Annotated in this window: 20 protein-coding genes; 6 read left to right on the top strand and 14 right to left on the bottom strand. The window is 65.1% G+C overall.

All coding sequences use genetic code 11. The features are described from left to right. Nucleotides 1-19 precede the first annotated feature (19 nt). On the top strand, nucleotides 20-1,414 hold the full coding sequence (locus C0Z18_RS25575; RefSeq protein ID WP_102648312.1) for a phosphomannomutase/phosphoglucomutase: 1,395 nt from the start codon (nucleotides 20-22) through the stop codon (nucleotides 1,412-1,414). 45 nt (nucleotides 1,415-1,459) lie between these two features. On the opposite strand, the gene C0Z18_RS25570 is transcribed toward C0Z18_RS25575, so the two are convergent. Continuing rightward, nucleotides 1,460-2,260, bottom strand: a complete 801-nt coding sequence (locus C0Z18_RS25570) for a DUF2242 domain-containing protein (RefSeq protein ID WP_102648258.1) — start codon at nucleotides 2,258-2,260, stop codon at nucleotides 1,460-1,462. 264 nt (nucleotides 2,261-2,524) lie between these two features. Between C0Z18_RS25570 and waaC the strand changes: the two genes are divergently transcribed. From waaC to waaA, 3 genes are read left to right on the top strand one after another with little or no spacing between them, the layout of a single operon-like run. Beyond that, complete coding sequence (gene waaC, locus C0Z18_RS25565) at nucleotides 2,525-3,520, top strand: lipopolysaccharide heptosyltransferase I (protein ID WP_102648257.1); 996 nt, start codon at nucleotides 2,525-2,527, stop codon at nucleotides 3,518-3,520. Between the two features lie 22 nt (nucleotides 3,521-3,542). Beyond that, nucleotides 3,543-4,427: a Kdo hydroxylase family protein gene (locus C0Z18_RS25560; RefSeq protein ID WP_102648256.1), complete on the top strand. Its 885-nt coding sequence runs from the start codon at nucleotides 3,543-3,545 to the stop codon at nucleotides 4,425-4,427. 49 nt (nucleotides 4,428-4,476) lie between these two features. Beyond that, nucleotides 4,477-5,799, top strand: a complete 1,323-nt coding sequence (waaA, locus tag C0Z18_RS25555; protein ID WP_102648311.1) for a lipid IV(A) 3-deoxy-D-manno-octulosonic acid transferase — start codon at nucleotides 4,477-4,479, stop codon at nucleotides 5,797-5,799. Nucleotides 5,800-5,813: 14 nt separating this feature from the next. On the opposite strand, the gene ureG is transcribed toward waaA, so the two are convergent. From ureG to urtA, 12 genes are all read right to left on the bottom strand, one after another. Beyond that, nucleotides 5,814-6,434: an urease accessory protein UreG gene (gene ureG, locus C0Z18_RS25550; RefSeq protein WP_102648255.1), complete on the bottom strand. Its 621-nt coding sequence runs from the start codon at nucleotides 6,432-6,434 to the stop codon at nucleotides 5,814-5,816. 19 nt (nucleotides 6,435-6,453) lie between these two features. Then, on the bottom strand, nucleotides 6,454-7,134 hold the full coding sequence (locus C0Z18_RS25545) for an urease accessory protein UreF (protein WP_102648254.1): 681 nt from the start codon (nucleotides 7,132-7,134) through the stop codon (nucleotides 6,454-6,456). A 4-nt stretch (nucleotides 7,135-7,138) separates the two neighbouring features. Beyond that, the gene (gene ureE, locus C0Z18_RS25540; protein WP_102648253.1) at nucleotides 7,139-7,771 is read right to left on the bottom strand and encodes an urease accessory protein UreE; all 633 of its coding nucleotides are present in this window, start codon (nucleotides 7,769-7,771) and stop codon (nucleotides 7,139-7,141) included. A gap of 48 nt (nucleotides 7,772-7,819) precedes the next feature. Continuing rightward, nucleotides 7,820-9,526 (bottom strand): urease subunit alpha, encoded by a 1,707-nt coding sequence (ureC, locus tag C0Z18_RS25535; protein WP_102648252.1) that lies wholly within the window; start codon nucleotides 9,524-9,526, stop codon nucleotides 7,820-7,822. Nucleotides 9,527-9,574: 48 nt separating this feature from the next. Next, nucleotides 9,575-9,880 (bottom strand): urease subunit beta, encoded by a 306-nt coding sequence (locus tag C0Z18_RS25530; RefSeq protein WP_102648251.1) that lies wholly within the window; start codon nucleotides 9,878-9,880, stop codon nucleotides 9,575-9,577. A gap of 18 nt (nucleotides 9,881-9,898) precedes the next feature. Continuing rightward, complete coding sequence (locus tag C0Z18_RS25525; RefSeq protein WP_102648250.1) at nucleotides 9,899-10,201, bottom strand: urease subunit gamma; 303 nt, start codon at nucleotides 10,199-10,201, stop codon at nucleotides 9,899-9,901. Nucleotides 10,202-10,438: 237 nt separating this feature from the next. Beyond that, nucleotides 10,439-11,353, bottom strand: a complete 915-nt coding sequence (locus C0Z18_RS25520; RefSeq protein WP_102648249.1) for an urease accessory protein UreD — start codon at nucleotides 11,351-11,353, stop codon at nucleotides 10,439-10,441. A 65-nt stretch (nucleotides 11,354-11,418) separates the two neighbouring features. Beyond that, nucleotides 11,419-12,111, bottom strand: a complete 693-nt coding sequence (gene urtE / locus C0Z18_RS25515) for an urea ABC transporter ATP-binding subunit UrtE (protein ID WP_102648248.1) — start codon at nucleotides 12,109-12,111, stop codon at nucleotides 11,419-11,421. 69 nt (nucleotides 12,112-12,180) lie between these two features. Further along, nucleotides 12,181-13,032, bottom strand: a complete 852-nt coding sequence (gene urtD, locus C0Z18_RS25510) for an urea ABC transporter ATP-binding protein UrtD (RefSeq protein ID WP_102648247.1) — start codon at nucleotides 13,030-13,032, stop codon at nucleotides 12,181-12,183. Further along, nucleotides 13,029-14,219 carry an urea ABC transporter permease subunit UrtC gene (gene urtC / locus C0Z18_RS25505; RefSeq protein ID WP_102648246.1) on the bottom strand — a complete coding sequence of 397 codons (1,191 nt, stop codon included), beginning with the start codon at nucleotides 14,217-14,219 and terminating at the stop codon, nucleotides 13,029-13,031. The genes urtD and urtC overlap by 4 nt, the downstream gene beginning before the upstream one ends. Nucleotides 14,220-14,227: 8 nt before the next feature. Beyond that, the gene (urtB, locus tag C0Z18_RS25500) at nucleotides 14,228-15,844 is read right to left on the bottom strand and encodes an urea ABC transporter permease subunit UrtB (RefSeq protein ID WP_102648245.1); all 1,617 of its coding nucleotides are present in this window, start codon (nucleotides 15,842-15,844) and stop codon (nucleotides 14,228-14,230) included. 117 nt (nucleotides 15,845-15,961) lie between these two features. Beyond that, nucleotides 15,962-17,260: an urea ABC transporter substrate-binding protein gene (gene urtA / locus C0Z18_RS25495; protein ID WP_102648310.1), complete on the bottom strand. Its 1,299-nt coding sequence runs from the start codon at nucleotides 17,258-17,260 to the stop codon at nucleotides 15,962-15,964. Between the two features lie 413 nt (nucleotides 17,261-17,673). Between urtA and C0Z18_RS25490 the strand changes: the two genes are divergently transcribed. Both C0Z18_RS25490 and C0Z18_RS25485 read left to right on the top strand, forming a co-directional pair. Further along, the gene (locus C0Z18_RS25490; protein WP_102648309.1) at nucleotides 17,674-18,135 is read left to right on the top strand and encodes a mobile mystery protein A; all 462 of its coding nucleotides are present in this window, start codon (nucleotides 17,674-17,676) and stop codon (nucleotides 18,133-18,135) included. Next, entirely contained in the window at nucleotides 18,126-18,722 is a 597-nt protein-coding gene (locus C0Z18_RS25485) for a mobile mystery protein B (protein ID WP_102648244.1), read from the top strand. The genes C0Z18_RS25490 and C0Z18_RS25485 overlap by 10 nt, the downstream gene beginning before the upstream one ends. A gap of 12 nt (nucleotides 18,723-18,734) precedes the next feature. On the opposite strand, the gene C0Z18_RS25480 is transcribed toward C0Z18_RS25485, so the two are convergent. After that, nucleotides 18,735-19,058 carry a rhodanese-like domain-containing protein gene (locus C0Z18_RS25480; protein ID WP_102648243.1) on the bottom strand — a complete coding sequence of 108 codons (324 nt, stop codon included), beginning with the start codon at nucleotides 19,056-19,058 and terminating at the stop codon, nucleotides 18,735-18,737. Nucleotides 19,059-19,085: the final 27 nt, after the last annotated feature.

Here is a 19,085-nt window from a genome sequence, read left to right as displayed (position 1 = left end):
AGCCAAAAGAGAGCCATCAATGATCTCGCAATCCATCTTCAAGGCGTATGACATCCGAGGCGTCATCGGCAAAACTCTCGACGAAGACGTCGCACGGCTCGTGGGCCGCGCGTTCGGCAGCGAAGTGCGCGCGCAGGGCGGCACGGGTGTCGTCGTCGCGCGCGACGGCCGCTTGTCGGGTCCCTCGCTGATCAAGGCGCTCGCCGAGGGGTTGCGCGCCGCCGGGGTCGACGTGGTCGACGTCGGCATGGTGCCCACGCCCGTCGGCTATTTCGCCGCGAGCGTGCCGCTCGCGCTCGCAGGCGGCGAGCGTCGCATCGATTCGTGCATCGTCGTGACCGGCAGTCACAACCCGCCCGACTACAACGGCTTCAAGATGGTCCTGCGCGGCGCCGCCATCTATGGCGAGCAAATCCAGGCGCTCTACCGTCGCATCCAAAACGACGACTTCGCGAGCGGCAGCGGCGGCTACGAGCAGTACGACATCGCCGACGCCTATATCGAGCGCATCGTCAGCGACGTCAAGCTCGCGCGGCCGATGAAGATCGTCGTCGACGCCGGCAACGGCGTGGCCGGTGCCCTCGGGCCGCGCCTATTCAAGGCGCTCGGCTGCGAACTCGTCGAGCTGTTCACCGAAATCGACGGCAATTTCCCGAATCACCACCCGGACCCGGCTCACCCCGAGAACCTGCAAGACGTCATCCGCGCGTTGAAAGAGACCGACGCCGAGATCGGCTATGCGTTCGACGGCGACGGCGACCGTCTCGGCGTCGTGACGAAAGACGGACAGATCATCTATCCGGACCGCCAACTGATGTTGTTCGCCGAGGAAGTGCTGTCGCGCAACGCCGGCGCGCAGATCATCTACGACGTCAAATGCACGCGCAATCTAGCGAAGTGGGTGCGCGCGAAGGGCGGCGATCCGGTGATGTGGAAGACGGGCCACTCGCTCGTCAAGGCCAAGCTGCGCGAAACGGGCGCACCGCTCGCGGGCGAGATGAGCGGGCACGTCTTCTTCAAGGATCGCTGGTACGGGTTCGACGACGGGCTCTACACGGGCGCGCGCCTGCTCGAATTGCTCTCGCGCGAACAAGATCCGAGCAAGGTGCTCAACGCGCTGCCCAATTCGCTGTCCACGCCGGAGCTTCAGCTCAAGCTCGAGGAAGGCGAAAACTTCGAGTTGATCGGCCGTCTGCAAAAGGAAGCACGCTTCACCGGCGCGGACGAGGTGATTACGATCGACGGGTTGCGCGTGGAATACCCGGACGGGTTCGGGCTCGCGCGTTCGTCGAACACGACGCCGGTCGTGGTCTTGCGCTTCGAGGCGGACACCGAGGAAGCGCTTGAGCGCATCAAGGACGATTTCCGTCGCGTGATCGTCGCGGCCAAACCGGACGCGAAGCTCCCGTTCTAAGCGCGCTGCGCTCGCGGCGGGCCGCTTAAGCGGCGGCCCTAGTTCTTACTGCGGCACAGCCTGGGTCGGAGCCGGAGCCGATGCGGGTTGTGCCGTTGGTATTGGCGGGTCGGACGGCACCCCGATGGGCATGGCCGGCGACACCGGTACCGCGGGCTCGTTCGATGCGCTGCCGGCCGGTGCCGATGTGGGTGCCGGTGCGGGAGCCGGTACCGGTGGCGGCACGACGATCAAGTGGGCGGGGCCGGGCAGCGTCGTCGCCGTGACGGCGGCGGTGGGCACGGGTGCGGTCTTGATCAGCGTGACGACGTAGTGGTCGACCGAATCGAAAAACCGGTCGTAGAACGCGTTCGATTGAATCGTTTCGCTCGATACCTTTACCATCGCGTCGCTGTTGGAGCGGATCGGCAGCGAGACCGACCCGAGAATGCTCAGGCCGACGCTGGCCGACGTATCGCTCTTTTTCAGCGTGTAGCCGCTTTGGATCGCGTTCGCATACATGACGCTGGAGCCGTCGGCATCGACACCCGGCGTGCAAACGACGTGAAACTCCACGGTGACGTGCGAGTCTCCGGTCGGTTGGAAATCCTTGGTCGCGTCGATCCGGTCGGTTTGCGAGAGCGTCGTCAGATAGCCTTGATTGAGCAGCGCCCGGCGGGCGGCTTCGCAGGCGTCGGAGCTGCCGACCTTGAAGGTGCGCGAGAACGGGCTCGCGCCCGAATCGAACATTTCCTGTTGGAATTTCGGCTGCGGTGCGCTCGAGCAAGCGGCCAAAGCCGTCATGGCCACGAGCGCGGCGAGCGATAGCGCGGTGCGCACTCGGAGTGGACGAAACGAACTAGACATGATGCGAGTTTAAGTGCTGCGCTCGGTGAGCGCGTGATTCGAACGACGAGCATTGTAGTGCCTTCGCGCGCTCCAGGCTGCGAGGCCGGCGCACGGCGGCGCGACATCATGGCGCCGGGGCTTTCGGAGCTTGCCGGGCGGCGGGCGGCGAAAACAGGCCCCGAGCGCGGTAGAATCCCAGCCCTTCAGGCAGTGCTCGGCAAAAGGCCTCCCGGCGGCCGGGCACCGTGCCCCGCATGGCGCACCTTTCTTTTTTCTTTCAGCGTGCAAAAGATACTGCTCGTTCGCGTGTCGTCGCTTGGCGACGTCGTTCACAACATGCCGGCCGTCGCGGACATCCGGCGCGTCTATCCCGACGCGCAGATCGACTGGCTCGTCGAGGAAAGCTTCGCCGATCTCGTCTTGCTCGTGCGCGGCGTGCGCCGCGCGATTCCGTTCTCGCTGCGGCGCTGGCGCAAGCGGCCCTTCTCGCCGTCGACCTGGCGCGAAATCAAAGCGTTTCGGCACGCGTTGGCGGCCGAACGCTACGATCTCGTCATCGATTGCCAGGGTCTGATCAAGACGGCTTGGGTCGCAAGCTGGGCGCGCGGGCCGCTCGTCGGGCTCGGCAACCGTACCGACGGCGCGGGCTACGAATGGCCCGTCCGCTTTTTCTACGACCGGCGCGTGCCGATCGAGCCGCGCACGCACGTGGTCGAACGCACGCGTCAGCTCGTCGCGCAAGCGATCGGGGCGGCACGTCCCGAGCCGACCGACGAGATCGAATTCGGACTCGATACGTCGCAAGCCGCGCGCGCCTTGGCCGATGTCGGGCTCAATCTGCCCGTGCCCTATGTGGTGCTCGTGCACGCGACGTCGCGCGCGGACAAGCAATGGCCCGACGCGTCCTGGATCGAGCTGGGCCGCTCGCTCGTGGCACGCGGTGCGTCGCTCGTGCTGCCTTGGGGCAGCGAGGCCGAGCGCGCCACGAGCGAGCGGCTCGCCAAGGAATTCGGGGCGGCGGCGATCGTCCCGCCGCGCTTGTCGCTGCCGGCCGTCGTCGGGCTGCTCGACGGGGCGGCCGCGACCGTCGGCGTCGATACGGGTTTGGTTCATATTGCCGCGGCGCTCAAGCGGCCTACCGTCGAGTTGTACAATTTCGCGACCGCATGGCGCACGGGCGGCTATTGGTCGCCGCGCGTCGTCAATCTCGGCACCGCCGGCGACCCGCCGACGCTGCAACACGTAAAGGCTGCATTGGCCGAATTTGGCCTGCTGTAACCGCTCGCGCTTAGACGGGACCATGAACGAATCGCAAATCCTCGAAGTCAACTGCACCGATTGGGCGGGCTCCGACCTGTCCGTCACCCGCGACACGCTGCGCGTCGCGCTCGAGACGGGCAAGGTCCTGTATTTTCCGAATCTGCGCTTCGCGATCGACGGCGGCGAAACGGCTTTGCTCGATCCGGCCTTGGCCGATCCGAAACGCAAGAACATCAGCCTCGATCCGAACGGCGGCGCGCTGCACGGCGTCGCCGGCGACGCGGTCACCCAGTCCGCCGTGCGCGCGCTCGTCGCGCGTTACCAAGCGCAGGCGCGCATGCTCGTCGATCACTTGGTGCCAGAGTACCGCGACGCATTGAGGCCCGCGCCCACGAGCCTGCGCCTCATGCGCGTGGAAACGCGCCACACGTCCTGGCGCAAGGACGACAGCCGGCTGCACGTCGACGCGTTTCCGTCCCGGCCGAATCGCGGTGAGCGCATCATGCGCGTATTCGCGAACGTCAATCCGCGCGGCGAGCCGCGCGTGTGGCGTGTGGGCGAGCCGTTCGAGCAAGTGGCGCGGCGCTTCTTGCCCAAGATCAAGCGGCAGGTGCCCGGCTCGGCCTGGTTGCTGAACGCGCTCCACATCACGAAGTCTCCGCGCAGTGCTTACGACCATTTGATGCTCAATCTGCATGACGGCATGAAGGCCGATCTCGACTATCAGAAGTCGTGTCAGCAAGAGACGATCCCTTTTCCGCCGGGCAGCACGTGGATCTGCTTCTCCGATCAAACCTCGCACGCGGCCATGTCGGGTCAGTTCATGCTCGAGCAGACGTTCTTCCTGCCGGTTCGTGCGATGGTGCAACCCGAATGCGCGCCGCTCGGCATTCTCGAGCGGCTCGAAGGCCGCCCGCTGGTTTGATCCCGATGCGCGTGCGCGCGCCACGCGGGGCAGCGCCGGGAGGGCGGATATGTTGAGGTTCGTCTATCGCGCATTGTGGTGGATCGTGGCGCCGCTTGCCGTGTTGCGTTTGCTGATCCGTTCGCGCATCGAGCGCGGTTATCGCGAGCATATTCGCGAGCGTTTCGGTCTCGCGCGCGGCCGGCTGCCCGAGGACGACGCGCCGCTCATCTGGGTGCACGCCGTCTCGGTCGGCGAGACACGCGCCGCTCAGCCGCTCATCGAAGCGTTGATGCAAGCGCGGCCCGATGCGCGCGTGCTGCTTACGCATATGACGCCGAGCGGGCGGGCTACCGGCATCCAACTCTTCGGCGAGCGCGTGCTGCGCTGTTATCTGCCGTACGACTTGCCGCGCGCGGTGCGCCGCTTCTTGCGCGCATGGCGGCCTTCGCTCGGCATCGTCATGGAGACGGAAGTGTGGCCGACGCTGATCGACGAATGCCGCGCCGCCGACGTTCCGCTCGTGTTGACCAACGCGCGGATGTCGGCGCGTTCGTACAAGCGCGCGGCCCGTTTCGGCGCGGCCGCGCGCGAGGTGTTCGGCGGCTTCACGCGCGTGCTGGCGCAAAGCCCATCGGATGCCGAGCGGCTCACCGCGCTCGGTGCGCGTAACGTGGTCGTGCTCGGCAATTTGAAGTTCGACATGGCGACGCCGCCCGACGTCGTCGCGCGCGGCCGCGCGTGGCGCGCCGCGATCGGCGCGCGGCCGGTGTGGGTGGCGGCCAGCACGCGCGAGGGCGAGGAGGCGCTGGTGCTCGACGCCTTCGCCGCGTCGGCGACCGCGCATGCATTGCTCATTCTCGTGCCGCGTCATCCGCAGCGATTCGACGAAGTTGCCGCGCTCGTCGAGCGGCGTGGCTTGCGTGCGATGCGGCGTTCGGCGTGGGGCGGGGCATCGGTGGCGGCGGCCGCTGCTGCGTCGGCGGCGAACGAGCCGTTACCCGAGGGCGTCACGGTGCTGCTCGGCGATTCGATGGGCGAGCTCGGCGCGTACTACGCGGCCTCCGACGTGGCCTTCATCGGTGGCAGTCTGTTGCCGCTCGGGGGGCAAAACCTGATCGAAGCGTGCGCGGTGGGCGTCCCCGTGTTGATCGGTCCGCACGTGTTCAATTTCACGCAGGCGACCGCCGACGCCGTGAGCGCGGGCGCGGCCCTGCAGGTGGCCGACCCGGCCGAGCTTGCGCGCGTGCTCGATGAACTCTTTGCCGATAAGTCGAGGCGCGTGGCGATGGGCGCCGCCGCCTCGGCGTTCGCCGCGCGTCACCGCGGGGCGACCGCGCGCACGGTACAAGTGCTGAGCGCGCTGCTTGCCCCCGAGGGCGCGGCCGAGTAGCGCCCAAGCCGGCGTCAACCCGCAAGCAGGCCCTTGCGTTCGATGAATGCGACGACGTCGGCCAAACCGCTTTGCGTCTTCAAGTTGCACATGACGAACGGCCGCTCGCCGCGCATGGTCTTGGCGTCGGCGGCCATGATCTCGAGGTTGGCCCCCACATGCGGCGCGAGATCGGTCTTGTTGATGACGAGCAAGTCCGATTTCGTAATGCCGGGGCCACCCTTGCGCGGGATCTTTTCGCCGCCGGCCACATCGATGACGTAGATCGTCAGATCGGAGAGCTCGGGGCTGAAGGTCGCCGCGAGGTTGTCGCCGCCCGATTCGATGAAGACGATGTCGGCGTCGGGAAACCGCTTGAGCATCCTGTCGACGGCCTCGAGATTGATCGACGCATCTTCGCGGATCGCCGTGTGCGGGCAGCCACCCGTCTCCACGCCCATGATCCGCTCGGGCGCCAACGCGCCCGCCACGGTCAGCAGGCGCTGATCTTCCTTGGTGTAGATGTCGTTCGTGATGGCGACGAGATCGTATCGATCGCGCATCGCCTTGCACAGCATTTCGAGCAGCGTCGTCTTGCCCGAGCCTACCGGGCCGCCCACGCCGACGCGCAGCGGCGGCAGTTTTTTGGTTCTCATTGCTTGATGCCCTTTCGAATTACGAACGGAAAAGCCGGGAATATTGTGTCTCGTGCCGCGCGCACAGCACGCCCAACATCGGCGAGAACGTGTTGATGCGCTCGGGCGGCGTGTCGAGGGCGCGCGCAACGGCGCCATCGATGACCGCGCGCGCGGCGACCAAGATGCGCTGTCCGGCGAGTTGGCCGAGCGGCACGGCCTTGATGGCCGCGGCAACCTGATTCTCCGCCCAAGCGAACGCGTACGCGGCAAGCGCCGCATCGACCGGCACCTCGTGTGCGGCGGCCGCGAAGGCGAACGCCGTCGGCTGCGAGAGCGGTGTCAACGTCTCGAGGGTCGCCCGCCGCGCCGCATCGCCCCACTCGAGCGAGATGGCAAGCTGCTTGAGGGACCATCCCATTTGTTCGGTCTCGCGTCTGAGTTCCGCGGCTTCGCGGCTTGCGAGGAATTGCCGGTCGGCCCAAGCGAGCGCGGCTGCGTCATGGCGCTGCCAGCGATCGAACTGGTGAGCGATGAACGGCAACTCGCCGCGCGCCAGCACATGCAGCAAGCCGTCTTCGATCCACGCGCGCGCCGCGTCGGTATCGCCGATCCATTGCGCTTCGACCGCCGCTTCCAGGCCTTGCGAATAGCTGAATGCGCCGATCGGCAGGGCGGGCGAGGCGAGGTGCAGGAGGGCGGTCAGCTCGGCGAGGCGCATGGTCTCAACGCTCGTCGGAATGGTCGTGGCCGCAACTTCCGCAGTGACTGTGGTCGTGGTCGTGGCTATGACTGTGGTCGTGGCTGTGATCGTGTCCGTGCCCCGCTTCGTGATGATGCCCGTGATGCTGAGCGAACACCTGTTGCGCGAGCGCGTAGTCTTCCTCGAAGGTGGCGTCGTGGCCATGTCGATGTCCGCCGCCATAGGCGCCGGCTTCGGGATGGAACGGCAGCGTCTCGCGTTCGACGCGCGCGCCCAGACGCGCCAACATCGTCTCCAGCACCGGGTCCGCCTCGAGCTTTAGATAATCGGCGCCGATCTCGACAGGCGTATGACGATTGCCGAGATGGTAGGCGGCGCGTGTGAGCGTCAGCGGGTCGGCTGCGCGTACGACGAGCACGACTTCAGGCGCGGCGATGACGCGTACGAGCGCGCCGTCGTCGGCGACTAGCACGTCGCCATCGGCCAGGATCGTTCCGCGCGGCATGACGAGCGCGATCTCCTCGCCGGTATCGAGCGTGGCCGCAAGCCGGCTCTTGCACCGCGCGTCGTACGCGAGCGTGAGCGTCGGCGCGCGCGCGACGAGGGAGGCCGCGAGCTTCGCGGGAGGAGACACACGTTTATCGATCGTACGCATAAGAAAAGTCGCCTCGGCTCATCGCTCGTCAAACGAACGTCTAACCGATCAAAATAGAAAATAGCGCTGCGCCATCGGCAAGACGGCTGCCGGTTCGCAGGTGAGCAACTGGCCGTCGGCCACCACCTCGTACGTCTCGGGATCGACGCTGATCGAAGGTTGCCACGCGTTGTGGACCATGTCGGCCTTCGATACCGAGCGGCATCCGCGCACCGGCACGACGCGCTTTTGCAGTCCGTAGCGCTCGGCAATCCCCGCATCGGCGGCCATCTGCGACACGAACGTCAGCGACGTGCGCGCAAGCGCCGCGCCGCGCGTGGCGAACATCTCGCGATAATGCACGGGCTGCGGCGTCGGAATCGACGCATTGGGGTCGCCCATTTGGGCAAGCGCGATCATGCCGCCCTTGAGAATGAGCGTGGGCTTGACGCCAAAGAACGCGGGCTCCCAAAACACGAGGTCGGCCCATTTGCCGGGTTCGAGCGAACCGACTTCATGCGCGATACCGTGCGTGAGCGCGGGATTGATCGTGTATTTGGCGACGTACCGCTTCGCACGGAAGTTGTCGTTGCGCGGGTTGTCTTGTGCGAGCGGGCCGCGCTGCGTTTTCATCTTGTGCGCCGTCTGCCAGGTGCGAATGATCACTTCGCCCACGCGGCCCATCGCTTGCGAGTCGGAGGAGAGCATCGACAGCGCACCGAGATCGTGCAGGATATCCTCGGCCGCGATCGTCTCGCGCCGGATCCGCGATTCGGCGAACGCGAGATCTTCGGCGATCGACGCATCCAAGTGATGGCAGACCATCAGCATGTCCAGATGCTCGTCGAGCGTGTTGATGGTGTAGGGCCGAGTGGGATTCGTCGACGAGGGCAGTACGTTCGCTTCGCCGCACACCTTGATGATGTCGGGTGCATGGCCGCCGCCCGCGCCTTCGGTGTGATAGGTGTGGATCGTGCGCCCTTTGAACGCCGCGACGGTCGCTTCGACGAAGCCCGCTTCGTTGAGCGTATCGGTATGGATGGCAACTTGAGTATCGGTATCGTCCGCCACGCTCAGGCAATTGTCGATCGCGGCCGGCGTCGAGCCCCAGTCTTCGTGCAGCTTCAGGCCGATGGCACCGGCGGCGATCTGTTCGACGAGCGGCTCGGGCAAGCTCGTGTTGCCTTTGCCGAGGAAGCCCAGGTTCATCGGCCAGCCATCGGCGGCTTGCAGCATCCGTTCGAGATGCCAGGGACCGGGGGTGCAGGTGGTCGCGTTCGTGCCCGTTGCCGGCCCCGTGCCGCCGCCGAGCATCGTCGTCACGCCCGAGGCGAGCGCTTCTTCGATTTGCTGCGGACAGATGAAGTGGATATGCGTATCGATCCCGCCCGCTGTCACGATCAGTCCTTCGCCCGCGATGATCTCGGTGGCGGCGCCGATGGCGATCGTCACGCCCGGTTGAATATCGGGATTGCCGGCCTTGCCGATGGCGGCGATGCGTCCGTCCTTGATCGCGATATCGGCTTTGACGATGCCCCAATGATCGAGGATCACGGCGTTCGTGACGACCGTGTCGGCCACCTCGCGAGCCACCCTTTGCGATTGCCCCATGCCGTCGCGGATCACCTTCCCGCCGCCGAATTTCACCTCTTCGCCGTAGACGGTGAAATCGCGCTCGATCTCGATCGTGAGTTCGGTATCGGCGAGGCGGATGCGATCGCCCGTGGTCGGACCGAACATTTCCGCGTAGGCGCGGCGGCTGATGCGTAAAGTCATGACGATTGGGAGTCCTAAGGAACGACTATCGACGAGTACAACGAATCTTCACAGCGGCCCCATCACTTGGCCGTTGAAGCCGTAGACGGCGCGCGCACCGGCCAGCGCGACGAGTTCCACCGTGCGCGATTGACCGGGTTCGAAGCGCACGGCGGTACCCGCGGCGATGTTCAGCCTAAAGCCGCGCGCTTGCTCGCGATCGAACGAGAGCGCGGCGTTCGCTTCGTAGAAGTGGTAGTGCGAGCCGACTTGCACGGGCCGGTCGCCGGTATTGGCGACACTGAGCGTGCGGGTTTCGCGCCCCACGTTCAGTTCGATGTCGCCGTCTTCGGTCAGGATTTCACCGGGAATCATGATGCGCGTACCCCTGCGTCAAGGAATCGGATGGTGGACGGTCACGAGTTTGGTGCCGTCGGGAAACGTCGCCTCGATTTGGATCTCGGGAATCATCTCGGGTACGCCTTCCATGACGTCGTCGCGCGTGAGCAGGGTGGTGCCGTAGTGCATGACCTCCGCCACCGTTTTGCCGTCGCGCGCGGCTTCCATCAGCGCGGCGGAAATGAACGCGACCGCTTCGGGGTGGTTCAGCTTCAGGCCGCGTGCGCGGCGTCGTTCGGCAAGCAGCGCGGCGGTGAATACGAGCAGCTTGTCTTTTTCTCTAGGCGTCAGTTTCATGGCGCGCGGCGCTCAAACGTGATGATGGAAAATCGGGGGGCGTCCATACGTGGCGTCCATACGATGGCGTCCGTACGATGGCGTCCGTACGATGAAGGTCAATCGAGCGGGAGCCGGCGAGGCCAATCGTAGCACCGCGTATCGCGACGCGGGCGCATCGTGACGATGACCTTACGGACTCCTTAATATGCCCATGCAATCGGATGACATGCGCAATGCGCCGACGATTCGGATTGCTTAGGTACTCCAAATACGCAGAGCGCGAGCATCGACGCCGTGCACGAGCGGGCGCAGCGAATGCCAGCATTGCGCCAGGGTGTGTTGCAGCGCTTCCATCGAATGCGCCAGCGCTCGCACGACGAGCACGCCCGGCGTAACGCAAGACACTCCCGCGCGTTGCTGCTCGTCGAATGGCAAGCGGTGTGCGAGCGTTTCCGCCAGCGTGTCGTCGCAAGCGGGGCCGATCGCCCACAGCGTGCCGTACGCGGGGTACCCGCCAAGCCCTTGACGTGCCAAACGCAACGCGTCCTCCGCCGTCAATTCGGCGCGTTCGAACCACAGCAGCTCGCCCGATGCGCCGACGATGCGTGCCGTGCTCGAAAGCGCGCCGGCAGACCATCGCTCGCCCGCGGCGACACGGCCGAGTTGCGTCGCGTCCCAGCCGATCGCGCTGGCCCCTTCGGCCAGCGCCAGCGTGAAGTCCAATGCGATATGCGCATCGTCGAAGACGATATTGTTTTGCGGCAACCAGTCGAGCTTCGCGCCCGCTCCCAACGCGATCGCGATGTTCTGGCGCGCAAGGCGTCCGTTCGACTTGTACCATTTCGCCGCCCCCGGCGTGGTCAGCACGGCGTGGGTGCCCGCGCCGAGCGATACGTCGAGTGTCAACGCATCGCCGCCCGCGATGCCGCCGGGAGGATGGACGATCACCGCATGGCAGATCGATTCGCCTTCCGGGTAAAGCGGTTTTTGGACCCGCAGCGGGCCTTGGTGCAAACGATGCGCGAGCGTCGTGCGCGCCGCGCGCCGCTCGAAGCCCAGCGCAAGGCTCGCCTGCCAACCCTGGGGTGGGTGTGGCGGTGGGGGCGAAACGTGACCGGCGGCGGGCGTCGCTGCCGATGGCGGCGTAACGTCTAATACGTGTGAAGACATGAAAGGCGTTTGGCTTGCGGCGATACGCGCGCGTAAAGATGGAATCGAGCATAGCACCGGGCCTCTCAGACCGCGATCATCTCGCGGACGCCGCGCGCGTCCATCTCGTTGCCCGCGCCGCTCGCGACGATTTCGCCGCGCCGCATGACCCAGTAATGGTCGGCCAATGCCTTGGCGAAGTCATAATACTGCTCGACGAGCAGCACCGTCATGCCCGTTTCGTCGACGAGCTTGCGCAAGGTCCGGCCGATCTCCTGAATGATCGAGGGCTGGATACCCTCGGTGGGCTCGTCGAGGATCAAAAGTTGCGGCTCGCTCATCAACGCGCGGCCGATCGCGAGCTGCTGTTGTTGGCCGCCCGATAGGTCGCCGCCGCGCCGCTCGCGCATGTCTTTGAGCACCGGGAACAGCGCATAAATGTGCTCGGGCACCTGCGAGACGCGGCGCTTGCTGGCCGCGCCGACGAGCAGGTTTTCCTCGACGGTGAGCCGCGCGAAGATGTCGCGCCCTTGCGGAACGTAAGCGATGCCGCGCGCCACGCGCGCCGGCGGCGCGAGTGCATCGAGCGCTTCGCCGCGCCATGCGATCTTGCCGCTCTTGGCGCGCACGACCCCCATGAGGCAGCGCATCAACGTGGTCTTGCCCACGCCGTTGCGGCCGAGCAAAACGGTCAGCGAGCCCTGCGGCACGTGCATCGTCACGTCGCGCAGGATATGGCTGCCGCCGTAGAACTGATTGAGTCCGGTTACATCGAGCATCGAAGCTGTCCTTGTCGATTCGGGCAGGGGTGGCGTCTCATCGCGTCAGCGGCAGCGTTAGCGGCCAAGTTAGCGGCCGAGATACGATTCGACGACGGCTTCGTCGCGCTTCACTTCGTCGAGCGTGCCTTGCGCGAGCACGCGCCCCTCGGCCATGACGGTGACGCGCCCATGCGCACCGGCGAGGGCGGCGACGAACTCCATGTCGTGCTCGACCACGATCATCGAACAGGTGCCGCGCAGCCGATCGAGCAGCGCGGCGAGTGCCATGGTCTCGTCGTCGGTCATGCCCGCGGCCGGTTCGTCGAGCAGCAGCAGCGCGGGCTGCTGCATGAGCAGCATGCCGATCTCGAGGCGTTGCTTCTGTCCATGCGAGAGCTCGCCCGCGGGCCGCCAGGCCTGCTGTGCGAGGCCGATCGTCGCCAGCGTCTCCTCGATGCTCGCGGCGGCGTCACGCGTAAGCCGCGCGCGCAACGTCGCGTGCCAGCGCTTATCCGTTTTCATCGCGAGTTCGAGGTTCTCCCATACGGGATGCTGTTCGAACACCGTCGGCTTTTGAAACTTGCGGCCGATGCCGGCACGCGCGATCGCGGGCTCGTCCATGCGCGTGAGATCGAGCGTCTGACCGAGGAAGACGCGGCCATGATCGGGGCGCGTGCGCCCCGTGATCACATCCATCATCGTCGTTTTACCCGCGCCGTTCGGTCCGATGACGCACCGCAACTCGCCGGCGTCGAGCGTGAGCGACAAGCTGTTCAATGCCCGGAAGCCATCGAAGCTGACGCTTACGTCTTCGAGATACAAAATCGTCCCGTGCGTGACGTCGATCGCCCCGGGTGTGACGACATGCGCCATGGGGGCATCGCCCGAAGGCGGCGCAAGGAGCGTCGCCATTTCATCCGGCGTACGGATGGTCTTCATCGGCGAGCCCTCCGGTCGACGAGCGAAGCGGCCAATCCCGCGAGACCGCGCGGTAGCGCGAGGGGCACGACGACGAACAGCGCGCCGAGAAAGAACAGCCAGTATTCGGGCAGGTAGGCCGTGAAGGCGCTGCGCGCCGCGTTGACCGCGAACGCGCCGGCGATCGGCCCGAGCAACGTGCCGCGCCCGCCCACCGCCACCCAAATCGCCATTTCGATCGAGTTCGCGGGCGACATCTCGCTCGGGTTGATGATGCCGACTTGCGGCACGTAGAGCGCGCCTGCAATCGCACAGAGCACCGCCGATAGCGTCCAGATGAACAGCTTGTACGCGAGCGGGCTGTAGCCGAGAAACATCAGACGCGTCTCGCTGTCGCGCATGGCCGTGACGACGCGTCCCAGTTTCGACGTGACGATGGCCCGCGCGCCGATGAAGGCGAGAACGAGTACGCCGAACGTCAGCAGAAAGAGCGTCACGCGCGTGCCGGGGTGGGCGATCGGAAACCCGGCGATTCGCTTGAAGTCGGTGAAGCCGTTGTTTCCCCCGAAGCCCGTTTCGTTCCGGTAAAACAGCAGCATGGCCGCGTACGTGAGCGCTTGCGTGATGATCGATAGATAGACGCCTTGAACGCGCGAACGAAACGCGAAGAAGCCGAAGACCCATGCGAGCAGCGCGGGCACGACGAGCACGAGTACGAGCGCATACCCGAGATGCTCCGTGCCATGCCAGAACCAAGGCAGCGCATGCCAGTTCAGGAAGACCATGAAGTCCGGCAGATCGCTGCCGTATACGCCGTCGTGTCCGATCGCGCGCATGAGGTACATGCCGATCCCGTACCCGCCGAGCGCGAAGAACAGGCCGTGGCCCAAACTCAGGATGCCGCAATAGCCCCAGACGAGATCGAGCGCGAGCGCGGCGATGGCGTAGCACATGAACTTGCCGCCGATCGTCAGCGTGTAGGCCGAGAGATGCAAGGCGCTCGATGCGGGTAGTACGAGCGCGGCGATCGGCGTGCCGCAGCCGACGATCAGCACGAGCGCGAGCAGGGCGGCCCACGCGGGGCGCGAGAGCAGCGGGCGCCGTTCGGGCAGTGCCGTCATCGCGGTGGACGTAGATGCCGCGCGGCCATGACGGGCATCTCGCGAGCCGGCTTCTTGCGCGTCTGCGGGGGAGATGAGAGATCGCATTGCGGGCCTCATGCGCTGCGGCCTTTCAGGGCGAACAAGCCCTGCGGACGCTTCTGAATGACGAGGACGATCAAGACGAGCACGGCGATCTTGGCGAGCACCGCGCCCGAGACCGGCTCGATCGCTTTCGTGAGAATGCCGAGCCCGAAGCTGCCGAGCACGGTGCCGGCGAGTTGCCCGACGCCGCCGAGCACGACCGCCATGAACGAATCGACGATGTAGCTTTGTCCGAGATCGGGGCCGACGTTGCCGATTTGCGAGAGCGCACAGCCGCCGAGGCCGGCGATGCCCGCGCCGAACGCGAATGCATAGGAATCGACGAATCCGGTTTTCACGCCGACGCACGCCGCCATGGTCCGGTTTTGCGTGACGGCGCGCACGAACAGCCCGAGCCGAGTGCGGGTGAGCACGCCCCAGGCGATGAGGACGACGGCCATCGAGAATGCGACGATGACGATGCGGTTGTACGGAAGCACGAGGTTTTGCATGATCGTGATGCCGCCGGTCATCCAATCGGGATTCGTCACTTGGACGTTTTGCGCGCCGAATATCGTGCGTGTGGCTTGCATGAGGACGAGGCTCGCGCCGAACGTCGTCAGCAATGTTTCGAGCGGGCGGCCGTAAAGCCGCCGGAGCACGAGCCGCTCGAGCACGACGCCCACGAGCGCCGCCGCGATGAACGAGGCGGGTACGGCGGCGAGGGGATACCAATCGAACGCGCCCGGCGCGTAATGCCGAAACGCGTTTTGCACGACGTAGGTGGCGTAGGCGCCGATCATGAGGAATTCGCCGTGCGCCATGTTGATGACGCCGACCACGCCATAGGTGATGGCGAGGCCCAGCGCCGCGAGCAGCAACACGCTGCCGAGCGAGACGCCGGCGAAGACGGTGCCGGCAATGCGGCCGTTGCGCGTGATCGCATCGAGCGCATCGATACCGCGTTGCGCGGCCGCGCGCACGCGGGAATCGGGCTCGGCGAAGCTGCCGTCGGTGCGCTGGGCGACGAGTGGGCGCAGCAACGGATAGAGTTCCAAGTCGCGGCGGGCGGCCAGCAACGTCACGGCTTCGAGTCGTTTATTCGCGTCCGAGTCGCTGAGGGCAGTCGTGGCCCACAGTACGTCGAGGCGGCGCTTGAGCGCCGGGTCGGTTTCCTTTGCGCGCGCCGCTTCGATCAGCGCCTTCATCGACGGATCGGGGTTCGCCAACAGCGCGTCCGCGGCTTGGCGCCGCGTTTCGAGATCGGGGGAGCCGAGCTTTACGCCGGCTAGTGCATGGGCGACTTTGCTGCGCAGGCGATTGTCGAGCGTCACCGGTTGAGCATCGCCGATCGTGACGAGTTTGCCCGAAACCGCATCGCGCGCTTGCGCGTCGTCGCCGTTTTGCGCGATCAGCACCTCGCCGGAATCCGTTGCCAACGCGCGGTCGTCGGCTAGGGCACCGAGCAGGGCCAGCGCGGCGGTGTCGTCATGCATGGCCGCGAGTGCGTCGATGGCCGCCGCTTTCGCGTGAAAGTCGTCGCCCGCGAGCGGGGCGACGTCCGACGCTGTCATGGCGAATGCCGCGCCGTTCACCAGTGAGTAAACGAGCGCGGCCCACAACAGGCAGCGGCATAAGAGTCGATTCATGAGTCGAGGCGCTATCAAGACGACGATCCGTGGGCGAGTGACGATGGCGCGAGGCGCGCCTTTCGCGCGCTTCGCGATGCCGTACTCGCGGCTTGCGGCGGCTCGGCGAGCCGCCGGTTAGGCGAGGCTGCGCCTGCGCAAGAACTCGCCGATCGAGCTCACGACGTCAGGCTTGCCCGCGTTGCCGGCGATGTACGGGCTCCACGGTTGAGCGCGAATGGGAGCCTTCGTCTTCCAAACGACATTGAATTGTCCATCGCCGCGGATTTCGCCGATCATCACGGGCTTGTGCAAATGATGGTTGCCGTCCATCGTCAATGTGAATCCCGAGGGGGCGGCCACGGTCTGGCCGATCATTGCCACGCGGACTTTATCGACGTCGGTGCTCTTGGCTTTCTCGACGGCTTGCTTCCACATGTGGATGCCGACGAACGTGGCTTCCATCGGATCGTTCGTGACGCGCTTGGCGCCGCCGGGCAAGTTTTGCGACTTGACCCACTCGGCCCATTGCGACTTGAACTTCGCATTGGCCGGACTGCGCACCGACATGAAGTAATTCCATGCGGCGAGGTGGCCGACGAGCGGTTTCGTGTCGATCCCGCGCAACTCTTCTTCGCCGACGGAGAACGCGACGACGGGGGTGTCCGTTGCTTTGATGCCTTGATTGCCGAGTTCTTTATAGAACGGCACGTTCGAATCGCCGTTGATCGTGGAGACGACGGTCGTTTTCCCGCCTTGCGCGAAGGCCTTGATATTGGCGACGATCGTTTGGTAGTCGCTATGGCCGAACGGGGTATAGACCTCTTGAATGTCGGCGTCGGCCACGCCCTTCGAATGCAGGAAGGCGCGCAGGATCTTGTTCGTGGTGCGCGGATACACGTAGTCGGTGCCGAGCAGGAAGAAGCGCTTCGCACCGCCGCCTTCCGCGCCCATCAGATATTCGACGGCGGGCAGCGCCTGCTGATTGGGCGCGGCGCCCGTGTAGAAGACGTTGCGCGACATCTCTTCGCCTTCGTACTGAACCGGGTAATAGAGCAGGCCGTTCAATTCCTCGAAGACCGGCAAGACCGATTTGCGCGAGACCGAGGTCCAGCAGCCGAAGACGCAAGCGACTTTCTCTTGCGTGAGCAGTTGTCGCGCCTTTTCGGCGAAGAGCGGCCAATTCGATGCGGGGTCCACGACGACGGGCTCGATTTGCCGGCCCATGACGCCGCCGTTCTTGTTGATGTCGGCGATCGTCATGAGCGCCGTATCTTTGAGGGAGGTTTCCGAGATCGCCATCGTGCCCGACAACGAATGCAAGATACCGACCTTGATGGGTCCCTTCGACGATTGCGCGCGAACCAACGGGGCTTGCCCTGCGAGCGCAAGCGCGCCGGAGAGCGTACCGAGCTTCAACAAGCTGCGACGTTTCATGTGCTTCCCCTTGCCGGTGCTGAAATGACGTTTATTGGAGTACGTCGCGCGTTGCGTGCATCGATCACGATCGACGGTCACGAGCGGACCGCCGAGCAACGCAAGGGGTATGCCAATCGAGTCCTATTAAGCGAGAGGGGCGGCGCGTGGGGGCGTGGGGATCGTTCGGCCGTGGCCGGCCGAGCGACGAAGGCGGATCAAGTTGGTGCGCGGCGCGCCGTGGGCGAGCGCCACGCGCGATATTGGTGAACGGTGCTCGGTGCCGCGGTATGGAGTAGCACGCCGCTGAATGTTGCTGGCCTATAGTGCATCAAATGATGTTTGCATGCTTCATCAAAGTGAAGCAAATGATTGATGAATGCTTGACTATAGGCTATCATTTCTTGAATATCTGATAGCCTATGAGCCAGCAAATGGATTATCGACTGAGGCAGCTTCGGCTCGAGCAGCTGCAGGCGGCAGTGGTTTCCTATACTCCGCTGGCCAAGCGTCGTCCCCCGCCGCGCGGATGGTTGAAGGCCATCCGAGAGGCGCTTGGGCTCACCGAGCGACAGCAAGCGGACCGACTAGGTATCGCCAGCTCTACTCTTCACAAATCGGAGACGGCCGAAGCCGAGGAGCGAATCACGCTCGGGCACCTTCGCAAATTGGCTGACGGGTTGGACTGCGAACTGGTCTACGCACTCGTGCCGAGAAAACCACTGACTGAAATGGTCGAAGACCGCGCGCGCTCGATCGCGTTGCAGGAAGTGAGCGGTGTTGCGCACACGATGAGTCTAGAAGACCAACGTCCGGCAACCGACCGACTTCGGAAGCAGCTCGAGCAGAGAACGGCGGAGCTTCTCAGGGGCCGCTGGTCCGATCTATGGCGATAGATTTAGACGAACAGGACGGCCAGACACCGCTCGACCCTGACGAGCTTGCAGGGTTGATACCGACGCACGTGCTCACCAAGGGCGACCTGAACGACTGGGAGCAGGAGAACATCCTGCGAGCCGTGCAGTGGGCTCGCCGCCAGCGTAAGGTCGATGTCCTCAGTGAAGCCTTCTGTCGCGATCTTCACAAGAAGATGTTCGACCAGACCTGGTCATGGGCAGGGACGTTCCGCAAGTCCGACAAGAACATCGGATGTGACTGGACGCAGGTGAGCGTCAAACTGAGAGATCTCTTCGATAACGCGCGGTGGTGGGTCGAAAACGAAACGTTCGCGCCGGACGAAATCGCCGCGCGTTTCCACCGCGATTTAGTGTGGGTTCACCCTTTTCCCAATGGCAATGGTCGACATTCGCGAATGATGGCGGATGCGCTCTTGCGCACCATGGGCGAGGCGCCGTTTTCGTGGGGCGGGGGCGGGACGTTGGTTAAAGCTGACAACGCCCGGTCGAATTACTTAGCCGCGTTGCGTGCAGCGGATGCAGGCGACTACAGCCTGCTGTTGGCCTTCGTGCGAAGCACCGCTTAGGCGTCGCACCGCTCAATAAAGCGGTACCTTCGGATCGACCTGGCGCGACCAGGCGTCGATACCGCCTTGGAGATTGAATACGTTCTTGAAGCCGCGGCCTTCCAGAAACATCGCCACGTTCGCGCTGCGGGCACCGTGATGACAGATGCACACGATCGGCGCTTCGTCGTCCAACTCTTCGCTGCGCGCCGGGATATCGCGCATCGGGATATCCACGCAGCCGGCGATATGCGCGGTGGCGAGTTCCCACGGTTCGCGTACGTCGAGCAGCACGGGCGCGGCGCGCGAGGTGTCGGCGAGCCATTCGGCGAGAGCGGGCGCGGTCAGGTTTTGCATGGTGACGATCGATCGGAAGAGCGGGAC

The organism is Trinickia dabaoshanensis (genome assembly GCF_002879885.1).
In the GTDB taxonomy this organism is placed as follows: Bacteria; Pseudomonadota; Gammaproteobacteria; order Burkholderiales; family Burkholderiaceae; genus Trinickia; species Trinickia dabaoshanensis.
This window is presented reverse-complemented; position numbering and strand designations above follow the sequence as displayed.

Bases quoted from the DNA above. Each gene is read 5' to 3' on its own strand.
- C0Z18_RS25575 (WP_102648312.1), top strand. From the start codon at position 20: ATGATCTCGCAATCCATCTTCAAGGCGTATGACATCCGAGGCGTCATC.
- C0Z18_RS25570 (WP_102648258.1), bottom strand. From the start codon at position 2,260: ATGTCTAGTTCGTTTCGTCCACTCCGAGTGCGCACCGCGCTATCGCTC.
- C0Z18_RS25560 (WP_102648256.1), top strand. From the start codon at position 3,543: ATGAACGAATCGCAAATCCTCGAAGTCAACTGCACCGATTGGGCGGGC.
- waaA (WP_102648311.1), top strand. From the start codon at position 4,477: ATGTTGAGGTTCGTCTATCGCGCATTGTGGTGGATCGTGGCGCCGCTT.
- ureG (WP_102648255.1), bottom strand. From the start codon at position 6,434: ATGAGAACCAAAAAACTGCCGCCGCTGCGCGTCGGCGTGGGCGGCCCG.
- C0Z18_RS25545 (WP_102648254.1), bottom strand. From the start codon at position 7,134: ATGCGCCTCGCCGAGCTGACCGCCCTCCTGCACCTCGCCTCGCCCGCC.
- ureE (WP_102648253.1), bottom strand. From the start codon at position 7,771: ATGCGTACGATCGATAAACGTGTGTCTCCTCCCGCGAAGCTCGCGGCC.
- ureC (WP_102648252.1), bottom strand. From the start codon at position 9,526: ATGACTTTACGCATCAGCCGCCGCGCCTACGCGGAAATGTTCGGTCCG.
- C0Z18_RS25530 (WP_102648251.1), bottom strand. From the start codon at position 9,880: ATGATTCCCGGTGAAATCCTGACCGAAGACGGCGACATCGAACTGAAC.
- C0Z18_RS25525 (WP_102648250.1), bottom strand. From the start codon at position 10,201: ATGAAACTGACGCCTAGAGAAAAAGACAAGCTGCTCGTATTCACCGCC.
- C0Z18_RS25520 (WP_102648249.1), bottom strand. From the start codon at position 11,353: ATGTCTTCACACGTATTAGACGTTACGCCGCCATCGGCAGCGACGCCC.
- urtE (WP_102648248.1), bottom strand. From the start codon at position 12,111: ATGCTCGATGTAACCGGACTCAATCAGTTCTACGGCGGCAGCCATATC.
- urtD (WP_102648247.1), bottom strand. From the start codon at position 13,032: ATGAAGACCATCCGTACGCCGGATGAAATGGCGACGCTCCTTGCGCCG.
- urtC (WP_102648246.1), bottom strand. From the start codon at position 14,219: ATGCGATCTCTCATCTCCCCCGCAGACGCGCAAGAAGCCGGCTCGCGA.
- urtB (WP_102648245.1), bottom strand. From the start codon at position 15,844: ATGAATCGACTCTTATGCCGCTGCCTGTTGTGGGCCGCGCTCGTTTAC.
- urtA (WP_102648310.1), bottom strand. From the start codon at position 17,260: ATGAAACGTCGCAGCTTGTTGAAGCTCGGTACGCTCTCCGGCGCGCTT.
- C0Z18_RS25490 (WP_102648309.1), top strand. From the start codon at position 17,674: ATGGATTATCGACTGAGGCAGCTTCGGCTCGAGCAGCTGCAGGCGGCA.
- C0Z18_RS25485 (WP_102648244.1), top strand. From the start codon at position 18,126: ATGGCGATAGATTTAGACGAACAGGACGGCCAGACACCGCTCGACCCT.
- C0Z18_RS25480 (WP_102648243.1), bottom strand. From the start codon at position 19,058: ATGCAAAACCTGACCGCGCCCGCTCTCGCCGAATGGCTCGCCGACACC.